14 protein-coding genes, 4 tRNA genes and 1 other annotated feature (1 of these 19 cut by a window edge) are annotated in these 15627 nt (G+C 41.8%); of the genes, 3 read left to right on the top strand and 15 right to left on the bottom strand.

What is annotated here, in order from left to right:
* Positions 1-43, top strand: a sequence feature (Phe leader region); it begins 77 nt to the left of the window's first position.
* A gap of 25 nt (positions 44-68) precedes the next feature.
* Positions 69-1241 carry a bifunctional chorismate mutase/prephenate dehydratase gene (pheA, locus tag ACY3ZI_RS05335; RefSeq protein WP_154639454.1) on the top strand — a complete coding sequence of 391 codons (1173 nt, stop codon included), beginning with the start codon at positions 69-71 and terminating at the stop codon, positions 1239-1241.
* Positions 1242-1315: 74 nt separating this feature from the next.
* Here pheA and ACY3ZI_RS05330 read toward each other — a convergent pair whose 3' ends face one another.
* The 8 genes from ACY3ZI_RS05330 to ffh form a co-directional block, all read right to left on the bottom strand.
* Entirely contained in the window at positions 1316-2872 is a 1557-nt protein-coding gene (locus ACY3ZI_RS05330; protein ID WP_211886477.1) for a methyl-accepting chemotaxis protein, read from the bottom strand.
* Positions 2873-3170: 298 nt separating this feature from the next.
* A complete protein-coding gene (tyrA, locus tag ACY3ZI_RS05325) occupies positions 3171-4292 on the bottom strand; it encodes a bifunctional chorismate mutase/prephenate dehydrogenase (RefSeq protein ID WP_154604586.1) in 1122 nt (373 codons plus the stop codon).
* A 13-nt stretch (positions 4293-4305) separates the two neighbouring features.
* Complete coding sequence (locus tag ACY3ZI_RS05320; RefSeq protein ID WP_283092570.1) at positions 4306-5400, bottom strand: 3-deoxy-7-phosphoheptulonate synthase; 1095 nt, start codon at positions 5398-5400, stop codon at positions 4306-4308.
* Between the two features lie 458 nt (positions 5401-5858).
* The gene (rplS, locus tag ACY3ZI_RS05315; RefSeq protein WP_036949834.1) at positions 5859-6212 is read right to left on the bottom strand and encodes a 50S ribosomal protein L19; all 354 of its coding nucleotides are present in this window, start codon (positions 6210-6212) and stop codon (positions 5859-5861) included.
* 41 nt (positions 6213-6253) lie between these two features.
* Positions 6254-7018 (bottom strand): tRNA (guanosine(37)-N1)-methyltransferase TrmD, encoded by a 765-nt coding sequence (gene trmD / locus ACY3ZI_RS05310; RefSeq protein ID WP_036949832.1) that lies wholly within the window; start codon positions 7016-7018, stop codon positions 6254-6256.
* Positions 7019-7055: 37 nt separating this feature from the next.
* Positions 7056-7604, bottom strand: a complete 549-nt coding sequence (gene rimM / locus ACY3ZI_RS05305) for a ribosome maturation factor RimM (protein WP_036949830.1) — start codon at positions 7602-7604, stop codon at positions 7056-7058.
* An 18-nt stretch (positions 7605-7622) separates the two neighbouring features.
* The gene (gene rpsP / locus ACY3ZI_RS05300) at positions 7623-7871 is read right to left on the bottom strand and encodes a 30S ribosomal protein S16 (RefSeq protein WP_036949828.1); all 249 of its coding nucleotides are present in this window, start codon (positions 7869-7871) and stop codon (positions 7623-7625) included.
* A 137-nt stretch (positions 7872-8008) separates the two neighbouring features.
* Positions 8009-9370 (bottom strand): signal recognition particle protein, encoded by a 1362-nt coding sequence (gene ffh, locus ACY3ZI_RS05295; RefSeq protein WP_036949826.1) that lies wholly within the window; start codon positions 9368-9370, stop codon positions 8009-8011.
* 283 nt (positions 9371-9653) lie between these two features.
* Here ffh and ACY3ZI_RS05290 point away from each other — a divergent pair, with 283 nt between their 5' ends.
* Positions 9654-10445 carry a cytochrome C assembly family protein gene (locus tag ACY3ZI_RS05290; RefSeq protein WP_108479420.1) on the top strand — a complete coding sequence of 264 codons (792 nt, stop codon included), beginning with the start codon at positions 9654-9656 and terminating at the stop codon, positions 10443-10445.
* A 45-nt stretch (positions 10446-10490) separates the two neighbouring features.
* On the top strand, positions 10491-11777 hold the full coding sequence (locus tag ACY3ZI_RS05285; RefSeq protein ID WP_036949821.1) for a CNNM domain-containing protein: 1287 nt from the start codon (positions 10491-10493) through the stop codon (positions 11775-11777).
* An 84-nt stretch (positions 11778-11861) separates the two neighbouring features.
* On the opposite strand, the gene luxS is transcribed toward ACY3ZI_RS05285, so the two are convergent.
* The 7 genes from luxS to csrA all read right to left on the bottom strand — a co-directional run bounded on the left by luxS (position 11862) and on the right by csrA (position 15521).
* Positions 11862-12377 (bottom strand): S-ribosylhomocysteine lyase, encoded by a 516-nt coding sequence (luxS, locus tag ACY3ZI_RS05280; RefSeq protein ID WP_036949818.1) that lies wholly within the window; start codon positions 12375-12377, stop codon positions 11862-11864.
* A 156-nt stretch (positions 12378-12533) separates the two neighbouring features.
* On the bottom strand, positions 12534-14093 hold the full coding sequence (gene gshA / locus ACY3ZI_RS05275; protein WP_211886478.1) for a glutamate--cysteine ligase: 1560 nt from the start codon (positions 14091-14093) through the stop codon (positions 12534-12536).
* A 188-nt stretch (positions 14094-14281) separates the two neighbouring features.
* A tRNA-Arg gene (locus ACY3ZI_RS05270) sits at positions 14282-14358 on the bottom strand.
* A gap of 102 nt (positions 14359-14460) precedes the next feature.
* Positions 14461-14537: transfer RNA gene (locus tag ACY3ZI_RS05265), tRNA-Arg, on the bottom strand.
* 179 nt (positions 14538-14716) lie between these two features.
* Positions 14717-14793 (bottom strand) — tRNA-Arg (locus ACY3ZI_RS05260).
* An 11-nt stretch (positions 14794-14804) separates the two neighbouring features.
* Positions 14805-14897: transfer RNA gene (locus ACY3ZI_RS05255), tRNA-Ser, on the bottom strand.
* A gap of 438 nt (positions 14898-15335) precedes the next feature.
* Positions 15336-15521, bottom strand: coding sequence for a carbon storage regulator CsrA (gene csrA / locus ACY3ZI_RS05250; protein WP_004264815.1), 186 nt, complete (start codon positions 15519-15521; stop codon positions 15336-15338).
* Positions 15522-15627 lie beyond the last annotated feature (106 nt).

The following is a 15627-nucleotide window of genomic DNA, read 5'->3' as shown; positions in this document are numbered from 1 at the left end:
AAGACAATATTTTAAAGCCCCCTACCTAGGGGGCTTTTTTATTCACTGATGTTTGATAGGGTCGCAGAATGGAAAATAGCACTAATTTACTGAAAGTCCGTGAGAAAATTAGCCAGTTAGACAGTGAACTCCTTGGGCTTCTTGCAAAACGTCGAGGCTATGCAATTGAAGTTGCGGAAACCAAAATCGATGATAACCGCCCAATCCGTGACAAAGAGCGCGAACGCCAATTACTCGATGTATTAATTAATAAAGGCACGCCTCTCGGTCTTGATGGTTTTTATATTACACGCTTGTTTCAGATGATCATTGAAGATTCTGTTCTTACCCAGCAAGCTATCCTGCAAAAACATTTAAACCTAACACCTAGTGATACCGCAAGATTTGCATTTTTAGGACCAAAAGGTTCTTATTCCCATGTTGCCGCGCGTCAATATTCAGCGCGTCATTTTGATCAACTGGTTGAATGCAGCTGCCATAAATTCCAAGATATCTTTTCACTCGTTGAAAGTGGTCAAGCAGATTATGGTATTTTACCTATTGAGAATACCAGCTCAGGGGCAATTAATGATGTTTACGATTTACTGCAAAATACATCATTATCCATTGTCGGTGAAATTCGTTTACCGATAAACCATTGCTTGTTGACCACGCCAGGTAGTGAATTAAGCAAGATTGATACTGTATATAGTCACCCTCAGCCATTCCAGCAATGTAGCCAATATTTATCTCAATTCCCTCATTGGAAAATTGAATATTGCGACAGCACATCTACAGCAATGCAAAAAGTGGCAGAACATAATTCCCCTAATGTAGCTGCACTAGGCAGTGAGGCTGGCGGTGCATTGTATGGCTTAACGGTTTTGGAGCATAACTTAGCGAATCAGCAAATTAATATGACTCGCTTTATTGTTGTGGCTCCACGAGCAATTGAAGTAACTGAACAAGTTCCAGCAAAAACCACATTACTGATCACTACAGGTCAACAAGCCGGTGCATTAGTAGATGCTTTAATTATCTTGAAAAATAATAAGATAGTGATGAGTAAATTAGAATCTCGCCCAATTAATGGTAAGCCTTGGGAAGAGATGTTTTATGTAGATGTTCACGCTAACTTGCGTTCAGATAATATGCAACAAGCACTGAAAGAATTAGCAGAAATCACCCGCTCAATTAAAATTCTTGGCTGTTACCCATCTGAAAATATCGTTCCTGTAGAACCAGAAAAAATGGCGCCTTAGTTTTAATTTTGACTCAAAAAAAATAACACAGGTCATTAGCCTGTGTTATTTTTATTAATTACGATTTATGCCAATCACGATTTTTGTATTGTCGCGCTGAGCTTAAAATAATTAACTAAGTTTTGAAGATGGTAAGCTTGGTCATTCAGCGAATCTGCCGCTACGACCGATTCTTCTACCAGTCCCGCATTTTGTTGTGTTGTTAAATCCAATTGCCCCACGGCGCTGTTAATTTGTGAAATACCATCACTTTGCTCCCTGCTAGCTTGACCAATTTCACGCAATAACGCATTCATCTCTTCAACACTAGCGACCATTCCGTGGATCTGCTGGCTAGCTTGTTCAACCAATTCCATACCTTCTTGGGTTTGTGAAGAGGAGTTTTCGATTAATGAACGAATATCACTGGCCGATGCAGCGCTTTTTTGTGCCAGTAATCTCACTTCACCCGCCACTACCGCAAACCCACGACCATGCTCTCCTGCCCTTGCCGCTTCAACGGACGCATTCAAGGCTAAGATATTCGTTTGGAAAGCAATAGAGTCGATTAGGTTAATGATATCCGTCATTTTTTGAGATGAACCATTAATTGCGCGCATTTTATCGGTTAACTGAACCATCATCTGACCATTGTTTTTGACCGTTACAGCGGTATTGTCAGCCAACATTGTCGCTTCATGGGTATGTTCAGTGGTGTTCTGTACCGTGGATGTAATTTGCTCCATCGAACTTGCCGTTTGCTCAACAGAAGCCGCTTGCTCTTCCGTTCTAGCCGCTAAGTTCTGATTACCCGCGACAATTTGCCCTGCTGCCGCAGAAATACTCTCAGATCCATTTTGGACTTCTTGGACAATCTCTAGTAGGTGCCCTTTCATTTCGCTGAGCGATTCAAGTAAGATCCCAGTTTCATCTTTAGATTGCGCTTGAATATCTTGGGTCAAATCACCACTGGCAATTGATTTAGCAAAATCAACCGCTTGCTCTAAAGGTTTAGTGATAATACGCGTGATGTACCACCCCATAACGCAGCCCACAACAATGCTAATAATTGATAAAAATGCTAATAAAACACGATTTGCTTTATAGTCATCTTCCACCTGATAACCCGTTTCTTGCATCAACATATTTTGGATGGCTATCAGGTTTTGGACTTGCTCACGATATTCTCGCTGAATAGCTGATGTTTTTGTCATCATCATTTCAATCGCAGCTTGGCGATTTCCCTGATTCATAAACTCCATCATCTGTTGCTGAGCACTAATAAATTTAGCTCTCACCTCTTGGATATTATCAAGCACTTCACGAGAACGGCTATCAGTTATACTTCGATCCAACTCATCCAACAGATCAGAAATATTTTGGCTAATTTTAACTAGCTCTTCCTTGCGTTTTTCACTCCCTCGGTCATCCAATAAAATCAATTCTTGGATACCAATATAAGAATAAAAGTTATCCATCACCGAGTTTGCATTAGCGGTTATTGGATAACTTTTAAAAATGACGTTCTGAATGCTTTCATTTGCTCGATTCATATTTACTAATGAAAACAGAGAACTTAAAACAATTAGCGTGATGAAAACGCCAAATGCGATAGTTAATTTCAAACTAATTTTGAGGTTCTTAAAAGACATAGGTTTACCACACTTATCATCATTTAATGATTAGTGTTATCGGTCAATGGCAAGGGATCTTTATTAGATAAATCGTTTAATTTATAAATATCGATATTATAAATTGATTAATTTCTAATTAATTGGTGGATAAACCTACTTAAGGAAGAAACTCAATTATAAATTTAGGATAAACTACAGAAATAAGTACAATTACTTATTTATTATAAATATTAATAATAGAAATGCGTTTAGCACTTTTAGCATAAAGATAGCCATTACCCTTTTTCATCGATTTATCGAGTAATGGCTAAAGAGACTATTTACGGTTATCGTTCGCCCGTTGTAATAGAGACTGGCTTTCTTTCATGAAATGATGTGCATCTTCACCAAACCACTGACTGACTTGCTCGAATTGTCGAATAAATTCGGCTTTATCTTTGCGCTCCAGCATTTCAATGGATTGCCCCAAAAGCTGGTAATAACGGCGGATCAATTCAACATTTTCGTCCGAAGACATGATGATATCTGCATACAATTGTGGATCTTGTGCAAACAAACGCCCTACCATTGCCAATTCAAGACGATAAATTGGGGAAGAGAGATCCAACAACTGCTGTAAATCAACCTGCTCTTTCGCTAAATTCTGCCCATAAGTAAACGTCGTAAAGTGGCGTAACGCTTGAATAAAACTCATATTACGATCGTGTTCTTCAGGCTTAATCGCTTTCAAGCGCGCCCCCCAAACTTGCAGCTGCTCCAACAGCCATTGGTAAGACTCCGCTTTTCGCCCATCACAGAATGCAAAAACTTGCTTGGCAACACTGCCAATATCAGGACCAAACATCGGATGTAATCCTAATACAGGGCCTTGATGTACTGACAGCATAGCTTCGAGTGGCTTTTGCTTCACAGAAGCAATATCCACTAAAATTGTTTCTGGATCTAAAGTAGGCAAACGTTTAATGACATCAACAGTGAGGTGGATAGGTACACTAACCATCACCACGCTTGCACCAGAGACTATCGAAGCCGCATTATCCCAATCTTGCTCACCCAGTAATTTAACTTGATAACCAGACAGGGAAAGTAGACGATGAAATAACCGCCCCATTTTCCCATTCCCACCGACGATCACAATCGGACCGGCGGTAGGGTTCAGTGTTTTAAATCCTTTGTCATTTTCGCGCGCATAGGACTCACGCATGATCCGTCGAAGAATATCTTCAATCAGATCAGGCGGGATCCCCATTCGCTCCGCTTCTGCTCGGCGAGCCGCCAACATACTAGATTCACGCTCAGGCACATAAATAGGTAATCCGTGCTGGCTTTTGACTTCACCGACTTCAGCCACTAACTGAAGCCGTTTGGCGAGCAAATCTAATAATGACTTATCAACTTCATCAATCTGTTCCCGTAAATGGGATAATTCAGCAGACATACCAATCCCTTGCTCAGCTCACTTTGCTTAATTTTTGCCCGCGCTGCTCAAGCACTGGTGATAATGCTTGGTGTAATTTACGCAACACAGACTCAGTGTCATCCCAGTTAATGCATGCATCTGTCACTGAAACCCCGTATTTCATATTTTCACGTGGCTGTTCTGATGACTGATTGCCTTCATTAATATGGCTTTCAAGCATAATACCTGTAATTGATTCATTACCATTAACAATTTGCTCGATAATTGAATCAACCACCAGTGGCTGACGACGAAAATCTTTATTTGAGTTACCGTGGCTGCAATCCACCATTAATGATGGTTCGAGCCCCGCTTTTTTCATTTCAGCTTCACAAGCAGCAATACTTTGCTCATCATAATTTGGCGTTTTGCCGCCACGTAAGATCACATGACCATTTTTATTACCGCTAGTGTGCAGCAAGCAAACTTGACCGGATTGGTTGATCCCCATAAAACGATGCGGCATCGCAGCAGCTTTTAATGCGTTGATGGCGGTAGATAAACTTCCATCTGTACCGTTTTTAAAACCAACTGGCATTGATAAGCCGGATGCCATTTCACGGTGAGTTTGGGATTCCGTAGTTCTCGCTCCGATTGCTGACCAACTGAATAAGTCACCTAAGTATTGTGGGTTATTAGGATCTAACGCTTCTGTCGCCAGTGGTAATCCCATATTCACTAAGTTGGTCAATAAATCGCGGGCAATGTGCAGCCCTTTTTCCATTTCAAAGCTGCCATCCATAAATGGATCGCTAATTAAGCCTTTCCAACCCACGGTTGTACGTGGTTTTTCAAAGTACACACGCATCACAATATATAAGCTATCACTTAACTCAGCGGCAAGTTTCTGTAAACGCTCACCGTATTCGATGGCAGCATCTACATCATGAATTGAACAAGGACCACATACCACGAGTAAGCGCGGGTCACGCTGATGAATAATATCAGCAATCACTTTACGCGATGTCGCAATGGCATGCAGGTTGCTGTTACTCAATGGGTATTTTTGCTTCAGACTTTCAGGGGTAATAAGAACCTGCTCGTCTTGAATATTCACGTTATTGAGTACATCTTTTTGCATGATCATTTGATTACCTATTTAGCTTATTATTTATTAGTGATGTTATTTATCGATCTTGTGTTTAGTGCGTGAGAGATAACATATCATGCATCGTAAAGATTTCAATCCAAAACTGTAAAATAATTCAATTCAGTGTACATAAAAAATTACATTTATTTATCTTTTTGAATTTAAATAAAATTGTAGGTTTTAAAGAGAATAAGTTCATATTAAAAAGCAAAAAACGAATAAAAATAGTAAAGATAAGTTTACGAAGTGGGATTTATTGAACGGTATATTCTAAATAGTTCGAGTTGTGGCTAGGCTGCAAAATGAAGACAGCGCAGGGAGCATACATAAGTATGTGACCTGTGTGGCTGAATGAAGCCAACACCGCCACAGCGCGAAATATGACGAATATACGACGAATATAAAAAAGGCCCGCTAATGCGGGCCCTTTAACTTTCGGATGTAGCGAAAGCGTATTACTTGGCGTTCAGACGCTCTTTGATACGAGCTGCCTTACCAGAACGCTCACGCAGGTAGTACAGTTTAGCTCTGCGAACAGCACCACGGCGTTTAACAGCAATGCTATCTACGACTGGAGAGTGAGTTTGGAATACACGCTCAACACCTTCGCCGTTAGAAATTTTACGAACAGTGAATGCAGAATGCAGACCGCGGCTACGGATAGCGATAACCACGCCCTCAAATGCCTGCAGACGTTTTTTAGAGCCTTCTACGACCCATACCTTAACTTCCACGGTATCACCCGGACGGAATGAAGGTACGTCCTGCTTCATCTGCTCTTGTTCAAGTTGTTTAATAATGTTGCTCATAATAACTCTCTTACCCTAGGTAAACTGATATGTTTAGACAATTAATTGTCTGGATTCACTGGTTGCTCAGCCTGAAATTCCCGTTGGAATTCAGCTAGCAACATCCTCTGCTCGTCAGTCAGAGCTAGGCTTTCTAGAAGCTCAGGTCTTCTAAGCCAGGTACGACCGAGTGACTGCTTCATGCGCCAGCTATCGATCTTGGCATGATTTCCTGAAAGTAGAATGTCAGGAACTTGCATGCCGTCTAACACCTCTGGTCGGGTATAGTGAGGACAATCTAACAAGCCATCCGCAAAAGAATCTTCTTGAGCTGAAGCTTGATGACCTAGTACTCCAGGAATAAACCGAGAGACTGAGTCTATCAACACCATAGCAGGGAGCTCCCCGCCACTGAGAACGTAATCACCGATTGACCATTCTTCATCAATTTCGGTTTGAATTATCCGCTCATCAATACCTTCATAACGACCACAAACCAGAATTATCTTCTCGTTTGTTGCCAGTTCACAAACTCCGTCTTGACCGAGTTTGCGACCTTGAGGTGAAAGATAAATCACTTTTGCACCATCACCGGCCTCAGCTTTTGCTGCGTGGATTGCATCTTTTAACGGTTGCACCATCATCAGCATGCCTGGACCACCACCATAGGGGCGATCATCAACAGTTTTGTGTCTATCGTGAGTAAAATCTCGCGGATTCCAACACTCAACCGTTAGCAGGCTATTTTTCACTGCCCGACCAGTTACCCCGTACTCGGTTATTGCGCGGAACATTTCGGGAAACAGGCTAATTACCCCAATCCACATGATTTATCCCACTCATAAAAACCGGTAAACCGGAGATTTAAAAACCAGGATCCCACTCCACTTCAATAGTTTTGGTGGAGAGATCGACTTTCTTGATAACCTGCCCATCAAGAAACGGAACCAACCGCTCCTTGATGCCAAATGCATCTTTTAAATTTGCCTTGATGACGAGAACGTCATTCGATCCCGTTTCCATCATATCAATGACAGTACCAAGGTCGTAACCCTCAGACGTCACTACATGGCAGCCCATAAGGTCTTTCCAGTAGTATTCGTCGTTGTCCAAATCAGGAAGTTGGGTTGAATCAACCGCAATTTCAAAATTGGTCAATAGAGCAGCTGCATCGCGGTCTTCGACCCCTTTGAGCTTGACGATGATATCTTTGTTATGATGTTTCCAATCTTCTATTTCAATATGTTGCCATTGACCAGAACGTTGGATAAACCAAGGTTGATAATCAAAAATACTTTCAGCATGTTCGGTGGAGGAAAAAACTTTGAGCCAACCACGAATACCGTATGCCGCGCCTAATTTGCCCAATACAATTGGGTTCGCAGGAGGCAGTAGTTTAGTTTGCTTGCTCATTGTTACCACCGTGACAGATTAAGCTACTTTTTTAGCTTGTTTGACCAGTTGTGCAACACGGTCAGAAACAGTTGCGCCTAAGCCAACCCAATGCTCAATACGGTCCAGGTCTAAACGCAGTTCTTCTGCTTGACCTGCAGCGATCGGGTTGAAGAAACCGATACGCTCAATGAAACGACCGTCACGCGCATTGCGGCTATCGGTTACAACGATTTGGTAGAACGGACGTTTTTTAGCGCCGCCACGAGATAAACGAATTGTTACCATAACATCCTCATTAGTTAACAAAACAACCAGACTCCATCGAGGGATAGAGTCCGGCTGTCATATAAAAAGCCCGAAAAGTTTACTCACTTTGACGCAAAAATCAATCAAAAGTACACTTTTGTTTCAGGCTTTATTGCTTAACGCCCCGGAAAACCCGGAGGCATCATACCCTTCATACCGCGCATCATCTTGGCGAGACCGCCTTTTTTCATCTTTTTCATCATGCGCTGCATATCATCAAACTGTTTTAAGAGTTTATTAACCTCTTGTACTGTGGTTCCAGAACCCGCAGCAATACGACGCTTACGCGATCCTTTGATAATCTCTGGCTTTTCGCGTTCTTTACGCGTCATGGATTGGATCATCGCTTCCATACGGATGGTAATTTTGTCATCCATTTGGGATTTAACCGCATCCGGTAACTGGGACATACCTGGCATCTTACTCAACATGCTGGTCATTCCGCCCATATTACGCATCTGTTTTAGCTGGTTTAAGAAGTCATTGAAATCAAAGGTATCCCCTGTTTTCAGCTTCTTCGCTAATTTCTCTGCTTCATCACGGTCAACTTTGTGTTCAATCTCTTCAATCAGAGATAACACATCTCCCATACCTAAAATACGTGAAGCCACGCGCTCTGGATGGAATGGTTCAAGGGCATCAGTTTTTTCACCAACCCCTAAGAATTTGATTGGCTTACCTGTAATAGAGCGGATAGATAATGCAGCACCACCACGCGCATCACCGTCAACTTTGGTTAAAACAACCCCTGTTAATGGCAATGCTTCGTTAAAGGCTTTCGCTGTGTTTGCCGCATCTTGCCCCGTCATGGCATCAACCACAAACAAGGTTTCAACTGGATTGATTATACGATGGACTTCCTGGATCTCCTCCATCATCGCTTCATCAACATGTAAACGACCAGCGGTATCCACTAACAATACATCGTAGAATTGTAATTGTGCGTGTTTTAAGGCTTTTTGAACAATTGCCGCTGGCTTTTCTTGGACTTCAGATGGGAAGAAATCAACGCCAACCGCTTGTGCTAAAGTTTCTAACTGTTTGATCGCCGCAGGGCGATAAACGTCGGCAGAAACCACTAAGACTTTTTTCTTTTGCTTTTCTTTTAATAATTTACCCAGTTTTGCAACGCTGGTTGTTTTACCCGCACCTTGCAAACCTGCCATCAACACAACAGCTGGAGGCTGAGCAGATAAATTCAGCTGGTGATTCTCTTCACCCATTGCGCGGGTCAGTTCATTTTGAACAATTTTAATGAACTCTTGACCCGGTGTTAGGCTTTTATTAACGTCTTGACCAACAGCACTTTCTTTGACTTTTTGAATAAATTCACGGACGACTGGCAAAGCAACGTCGGCTTCCAGTAACGCCATGCGAACTTCGCGTAATGTATCTTTAATATTGTCATCAGTCAGACGTCCACGCCCGCTGATATTGCGCAAAGTGCGCGATAGTCTGTCAGTTAAATTATCAAACATGTGTCTTAGCTCAATTCTGTTATGGGCCTATATGTAGCCTTATTTGGTTACTCGCGCGCTGTATTTCAAGGGCAAACTCAAGATAGCCACGGCACAATTCAACGCTGTGTTGGTCGCCGATTGTATCACACTTGATGGGGTTTCGCTGCTTCGTTTAGTTAGCCTAAATGAGCGATTAGTAAAGAATATACAGCGATACGTCATACCAATAGTTGGAGCCTACACTTGCACGGGTTATACTAGTTAATTACTATCCACTTAAAATGAATAACGACACTATACTATGCCCGTATTTGCAGTCATAGCAGTTTGTACATACATGGTCAGTCTGCTGCTGATCGTCCCCGGACAAGTGCGCAAGCAAGCTCTTTATCGTCGATTGGCTATTTTATTAGCTATCGTGGCGATGGTTACTCACGCAATCACGTTGAAATTACAAATTTTTAGTGAAGCCAGCGGGCAAAATCTCACCCTCTTAAATTTAGGCTCCTCTGTCAGCCTCTTAATGTGTTTGATTATGACGGTGGTTTCCTATTTAGGGCGTGCGTGGTACTTAACCCCTATTGTGTATAGTTTCGCGATTATTAACCTGATTTTATCTACAATTATGCCTGGTGAGTTTATTACTCATTTAGAGGCAAGCACTCCATTATTTGTTCATATTGGCTTGGCATTATTAAGCTACGCTACCTTGCTTATCGCGGCGTTATATGCGTTTCAAGTCGCCATTATTGACTACCAACTTAAAAACAAAATTCTGAAATTTAGCCCTGATATGCCGCCAATGATGGTCATTGAACGCAAAATGTTTCACGTCACTCAGGTGGGGGTCATTCTGTTGACCTTAACCCTGTGCACGGGCTTTATTTATATGGATAACATCTTTGATAAAGAGAATATCCACAAATCCGTACTCTCCGTCATTGCTTGGTTTGTTTACGTTATTTTGCTGTGGGGACATTTTCATGGTGGATGGCGAGGCAAACGCGTCCTCTTTTTCCATGTGGGCGGTTCACTTATCCTTACCTTGGCGTTTTTTGGTAATCGATTGATTCAGCAATTAACCATGGCGTAGAGCCATTTTAGCTTTAAACGGCTGTTATAAAAAAGGAACCTTGTTTTGGATGAAGTATCTACTGGTACTCTAATCATCATACTGATTGTTTTAATTTTTTTATCCGCTTATTTTTCAGCGTCAGAAACCAGTATGATGACGTTGAACCGTTATCGGTTAAAACATTTAGCGAAACAAGGTAATCGCTCCGCTATCCGTGTTGAAAAACTGCTACGCCATCCCGACCGCTTACTGGGCTTAGTATTGATTGGTAACAACCTAATCAACATTGTTGCCTCTGCTCTCGCGACCATTATCGGGATCCGCTTATATGGCAATATGGGTGTCGCCATTGCAACTGGCGTGCTCACATTTGTTATTCTGCTATTTGCAGAAGTGATGCCAAAAACCATTGCGGCACTGTATCCAGAACGTATTGCCTTTCCTAGTAGCTTTATTCTTACGCCACTGCAAAAAATCATGCTACCTGTCGTGTGGGCGTTTAATACTATTTCTGCCCTTTTTATGCGTTGCTGTGGGATAAATGTCTCAAATACTCGTAATGATGCGGTCAATAAAGAAGAGTTGCGTACCATTGTTCATGAGTCCAAAAACAAGCTCAGCCGCCGTAATCAAGACATGCTGATTTCGATTCTTGATTTAGACAAAGTCACCGTTGGCGATATTATGCTGCCACGTAATGAAATTGTGGGGATCGATATTAATGATGATTGGAAGTCGATTGTTAGGCAGCTCACTCATTCCCCTCATGGACGTATTGTCCTGTATCGTGATTCTCTTGATGATTTGATTGGTATTTTGCGTGTGCGAGAAGCTTATCGATTGATGGTAGAGAAACGTGAGTTCAACAAGCAGAATTTGATCAAAGCCGCCGATAGTATCTATTTCATTCCCAATAGTACGCCACTCAACGTTCAGTTGGTTAATTTTCAGCATAAAAAAGAGAAGCTTGGCATCATCGTTGATGAGTATGGCGAGATCCAAGGTTTGATCACCGTAGAAGATATTTTGGAAGAAATTGTCGGTGATTTCACAACATCAATGTCGCCTTCTCTAGCTGAAGAAGTCATGCCTCAGAGCGACGGCAGCGTCCTTGTGGATGGAACAGCAAACATTCGTGACCTGAATAAAGCATTTGATTGGAACCTTCCTATTGATGGTCCTAGAACCGTTAATGGGATGGTTTTAGAGGTATTAGGTGATATTCCACAGCCTGAAGAACAAATAGTTGTTGGTCACTATGTTATCGAAGTTTTAGTGATCAGCGATAATATTATCAAGCAGGTAAAAATCACTCCGCTCGGTTTTGACTCACAAGCCCCTGAATTTTAATTGTTCATTTCAATGGAAAAAGCCTTAAAAACCTGACCAATTGATCGGTGATTTTAAGGCTTTTTAGTCTATCTTTTTCAATAATTAAACGTGAAGCTGGGCAAGCTTTTCTTCTGGCAATGCAAGCTCATCGTTTTTATTGACGAGAATATCCTTCGCAAGCACACTGCGAGCAATTTGCTGAGCTTCTTCAAGAGAGTGCATCTTGTAAGTACCACATTGGTACACATTAAGCTCTGGGATCTTATTTTGATCTTGCACATGCAGCACATCCTGCATAGCAGCCTTCCAGGCGTTAGCAACACGCTGTTCATCCGGTTGACCAATCAAGCTCATATAGAAGCCTGTACGGCATCCCATTGGCGAAATATCGATGATTTCAACACCGTTACCATTAAGGTGATCTCGCATAAAACCCGCAAAAAGGTGCTCTAGGGTATGCGTTCCTTTTTCTGTCATTGCTTCTTTATTTGGGACTGTAAAGCGTAAATCGAATACGGTGATAGTGTCCCCATGAGGCGTTGTCATCGTTTTCGCTACACGAACAGCAGGAGCAGCCATACGCGTATGATCCACAGTAAAACTGTCTAATAACGGCATTTCATGACCTCCATAAAAATAAAAAAAATAATTTTGAATAAAATGAAACTAATCCAAAAATGCAGAGTCTTAATATGTGAAAGACGCGCAAATTGTTATCATCCCTAATTCTTTAAAAGATTTTTTGTTTGGCCACCTTGTTGTGGCCATTTTCTTTTAGCGTCCAGCGTGGATCTTAAGATACTCTTCAAAGCTTTCGCTCTGATCCTGCTCCATTCTCTTTTGTTTCTCAATTGAAGCCAAACGCGCCTGTTCAAACTGCTCTTCAGTGATCACTTCATAAGGTTCATTAATTAGCTGCTGATAATATTTTTCAGCTAATTCTAACCCATAGCCACCAATACCTTTTTCCAGCATTTCGTCCATCACCAGCGCTGAATAGGTCAAGTTTGGATCTTCAAACATGGCGACAAACTGATGACACACGTCTTTGTATTTGGCATCACAGCAGGTATCTAAGACTTCAGCCACACGGATCAGATCTTTGAACAGTGTTTGTCCCACTTCAACCAATGGCTTAAGCTCGCTACCACAACCAAAGCCAATCACCTGCTCCGGCTTACGACCTTCAAGGATCACGCGGTTCCAGTTTTTGCGGCAGCAATCCAGCTCTTGAACATTCATTTCCGGGGCATCTGCAAGCACGCACCAAATGAGGAATAAATCCACAAAGCGGGCCTGAGTTTCATTAACTCCAATCGGACTAAATGGGTTGATATCAAGGGAGCGAACTTCAATATATTCGATACCACCACGTAATAATGCATCAGAAGGCGATTCATTGCCTTGTGGTACACGCTTCGGACGAATTGGCGCATATAGCTCATTCTCGATTTGTAACACATTAGTGTTCAGCTGAACGTACTTGCCATCTTTTTTCACGCCCAACTTTTCAAATTCAGCAGAAGGCTTATGAATGGCTTTCTTCAGATTTTCCACATATTCATCAAGGTGGTTAAACGTAATATTTAAATCACTCTGAGATTTATTGGTGTAGCCTAAATCACTCATTCTCAATGAGGTTGCATATGGCAGATAATAAGTACCACACTCAGTTTTATTAAAATTCAGTGAGGTTTCTCTGTTCTTTAAGAAAGAGCCGCAAATAGCGGGAGATGCACCAAATAGGTATGGGATGACCCAACCAAAGCGATAGTAATTCCTGATTAGGCGTAAATAGCCTTCAGAAATTTTTTCCTTTCCGCTTTCTGCGTCTTCAACACCAGCCCACGCTTTCCAAAACTCAATTGGGAATGAGAAGTTATAGTGAACCCCCGCGATGGTTTGCATTAATGCCCCATAGCGGTTTTTTAACCCTTCACGATACAGTGTTTTAAACTGCCCCACATTGGAGCTACCGTATTGCGCCAGCGTGATCTTATCTTCACTTGCAATAAAGCAAGGCATACTTAACGGCCACATTCTTTCATTTTGTAAATGACGTGCCGTATAGCGATGTAGATCTCGCAAAAAAGCCAAGTTGTGGCTAATGCTTTTATCTACAGGAGTAATAAATTCGAGTAAGGATTCCGCAAAATCCGTGGTGATCCATTTATGGGTAAGGGCTTTCCCCAGCTCATCTGGATGTAATGTCTCAGCTAACGCACCTTGAGGTGTCACACGTAGTGTTTCACGCTCAATGCCGCGTTGAATGCCATTGAGAATTTCCGGGTGCGCTTCTAACCATGAGAGCGCTTTTGATACGTCCGGGATCAAATCGACCTCCCGCCTGTGATTTAGTTTTATTTTAATAAGGTGATTACTTTAGCTTAAATCACATAAATTGTCGCTGTCTAGATGTGTGGTTTACCCGATGAGAAAACAGAAAGAAAAGGAAGGAAGGAAGATAGTAAGTTAGGATTTTAGGCAAAAAAAAACTCCTCAAATTGAGGAGTTTTTAATGATGGTGCATCCGGGAGGATTCGAACCTCCGACCGCTCGGTTCGTAGCCGAGTACTCTATCCAGCTGAGCTACGGATGCAAAATTTGTCGATTATCAATCGATGCTGTATGACTACAGCAGTAATTTTGATTTATGAAATTGATGACAGAATTGTTGATACTAACAGAAATGTTTAAGAGATGGTGCATCCGGGAGGATTCGAACCTCCGACCGCTCGGTTCGTAGCCGAGTACTCTATCCAGCTGAGCTACGGATGCATTTTAGTGCAATACGTACTTCTCTCTCAATACTGCTTAATCAAAATCTACTTCAATGTTTATGGTTATGGTTATAAATCTTATTAGCTTTAAGAACCATATTAAATCTAAACTACTTTTGTTTCAGTTCGCTATAAACCAAAACATCACCCTATCAGCTTTGCTTATAAGGTAGAAAATGGTGCATCCGGGAGGATTCGAACCTCCGACCGCTCGGTTCGTAGCCGAGTACTCTATCCAGCTGAGCTACGGATGCAGAGCCTAAAATGGCGGTGAGGGAGGGATTCGAACCCTCGATGCAGCTTTTGACCGCATACTCCCTTAGCAGGGGAGCGCCTTCAGCCTCTCGGCCACCTCACCATATTTTAGTCACATACGATTTGTTTTTGTTTAAACATCTCGTCTCTGTGTGGCGCACATATTACTTTCCTAGACTTAGAAGTCAAACAATTTTTCCAAACTTTTTGCATTCCAATGATCGTTTGCACATTTCACAAGCAAGATGATTAGTTTAACACCGAAAAAGCAATGTTTCCGTGCTTTCTTGCTCTTTTATTATCATCACTTTTAATATAAAAAATTCAGGAAAAAATAGAGAAAGTTGATAACGCGTAGCTTGGCAGCATAAAAATAGTACAAAAAGAAAGGTGGATTCATTCAAAGAGATAGCGCTCAACACCAACATAATGTGCTAAGCCAATTAAAAAATAGAAAGATTAAGGAATTACTAAAGATAAAAAGGGGAAAGACAAGCGCCCATTATTGCTGTGTGATAACTCACTGGACGCTTATTCATTATTATTGATTGTCTGGTTGAGTCTTTTCGGCCTGGATCCGTTGATAAATTTCTTCACGGTGAACAGAAACTTCTTTTGGGGCATTAACACCAATACGTACTTGGTTGCCTTTTACGCCCAATACGGTCACTGTTACCTCATCGCCTATCATGAGTGTTTCACCAACTCGACGAGTCAGAATAAGCATTCTTTGCTCCTTGAAATATTAAAAGAGTCGGGTCTCTAGGTATTCCCCGCTATTGTCCATCACACACCGTGAAAACGTAAAGCAATGACATTCACCTAAAGCATTG

Source organism: Providencia sp. LY12 (assembly GCF_057621555.1).
This window is presented reverse-complemented; position numbering and strand designations above follow the sequence as displayed.

Bases quoted from the DNA above. Each gene is read 5' to 3' on its own strand.
- pheA (WP_154639454.1), top strand. From the start codon at position 69: ATGGAAAATAGCACTAATTTACTGAAAGTCCGTGAGAAAATTAGCCAG.
- ACY3ZI_RS05330 (WP_211886477.1), bottom strand. From the start codon at position 2,872: ATGTCTTTTAAGAACCTCAAAATTAGTTTGAAATTAACTATCGCATTT.
- tyrA (WP_154604586.1), bottom strand. From the start codon at position 4,292: ATGTCTGCTGAATTATCCCATTTACGGGAACAGATTGATGAAGTTGAT.
- ACY3ZI_RS05320 (WP_283092570.1), bottom strand. From the start codon at position 5,400: ATGATCATGCAAAAAGATGTACTCAATAACGTGAATATTCAAGACGAG.
- rplS (WP_036949834.1), bottom strand. From the start codon at position 6,212: ATGAGCAACATTATTAAACAACTTGAACAAGAGCAGATGAAGCAGGAC.
- trmD (WP_036949832.1), bottom strand. From the start codon at position 7,018: ATGTGGATTGGGGTAATTAGCCTGTTTCCCGAAATGTTCCGCGCAATA.
- rimM (WP_036949830.1), bottom strand. From the start codon at position 7,604: ATGAGCAAGCAAACTAAACTACTGCCTCCTGCGAACCCAATTGTATTG.
- rpsP (WP_036949828.1), bottom strand. From the start codon at position 7,871: ATGGTAACAATTCGTTTATCTCGTGGCGGCGCTAAAAAACGTCCGTTC.
- ffh (WP_036949826.1), bottom strand. From the start codon at position 9,370: ATGTTTGATAATTTAACTGACAGACTATCGCGCACTTTGCGCAATATC.
- ACY3ZI_RS05290 (WP_108479420.1), top strand. From the start codon at position 9,654: ATGCCCGTATTTGCAGTCATAGCAGTTTGTACATACATGGTCAGTCTG.
- luxS (WP_036949818.1), bottom strand. From the start codon at position 12,377: ATGCCGTTATTAGACAGTTTTACTGTGGATCATACGCGTATGGCTGCT.
- csrA (WP_004264815.1), bottom strand. From the start codon at position 15,521: ATGCTTATTCTGACTCGTCGAGTTGGTGAAACACTCATGATAGGCGAT.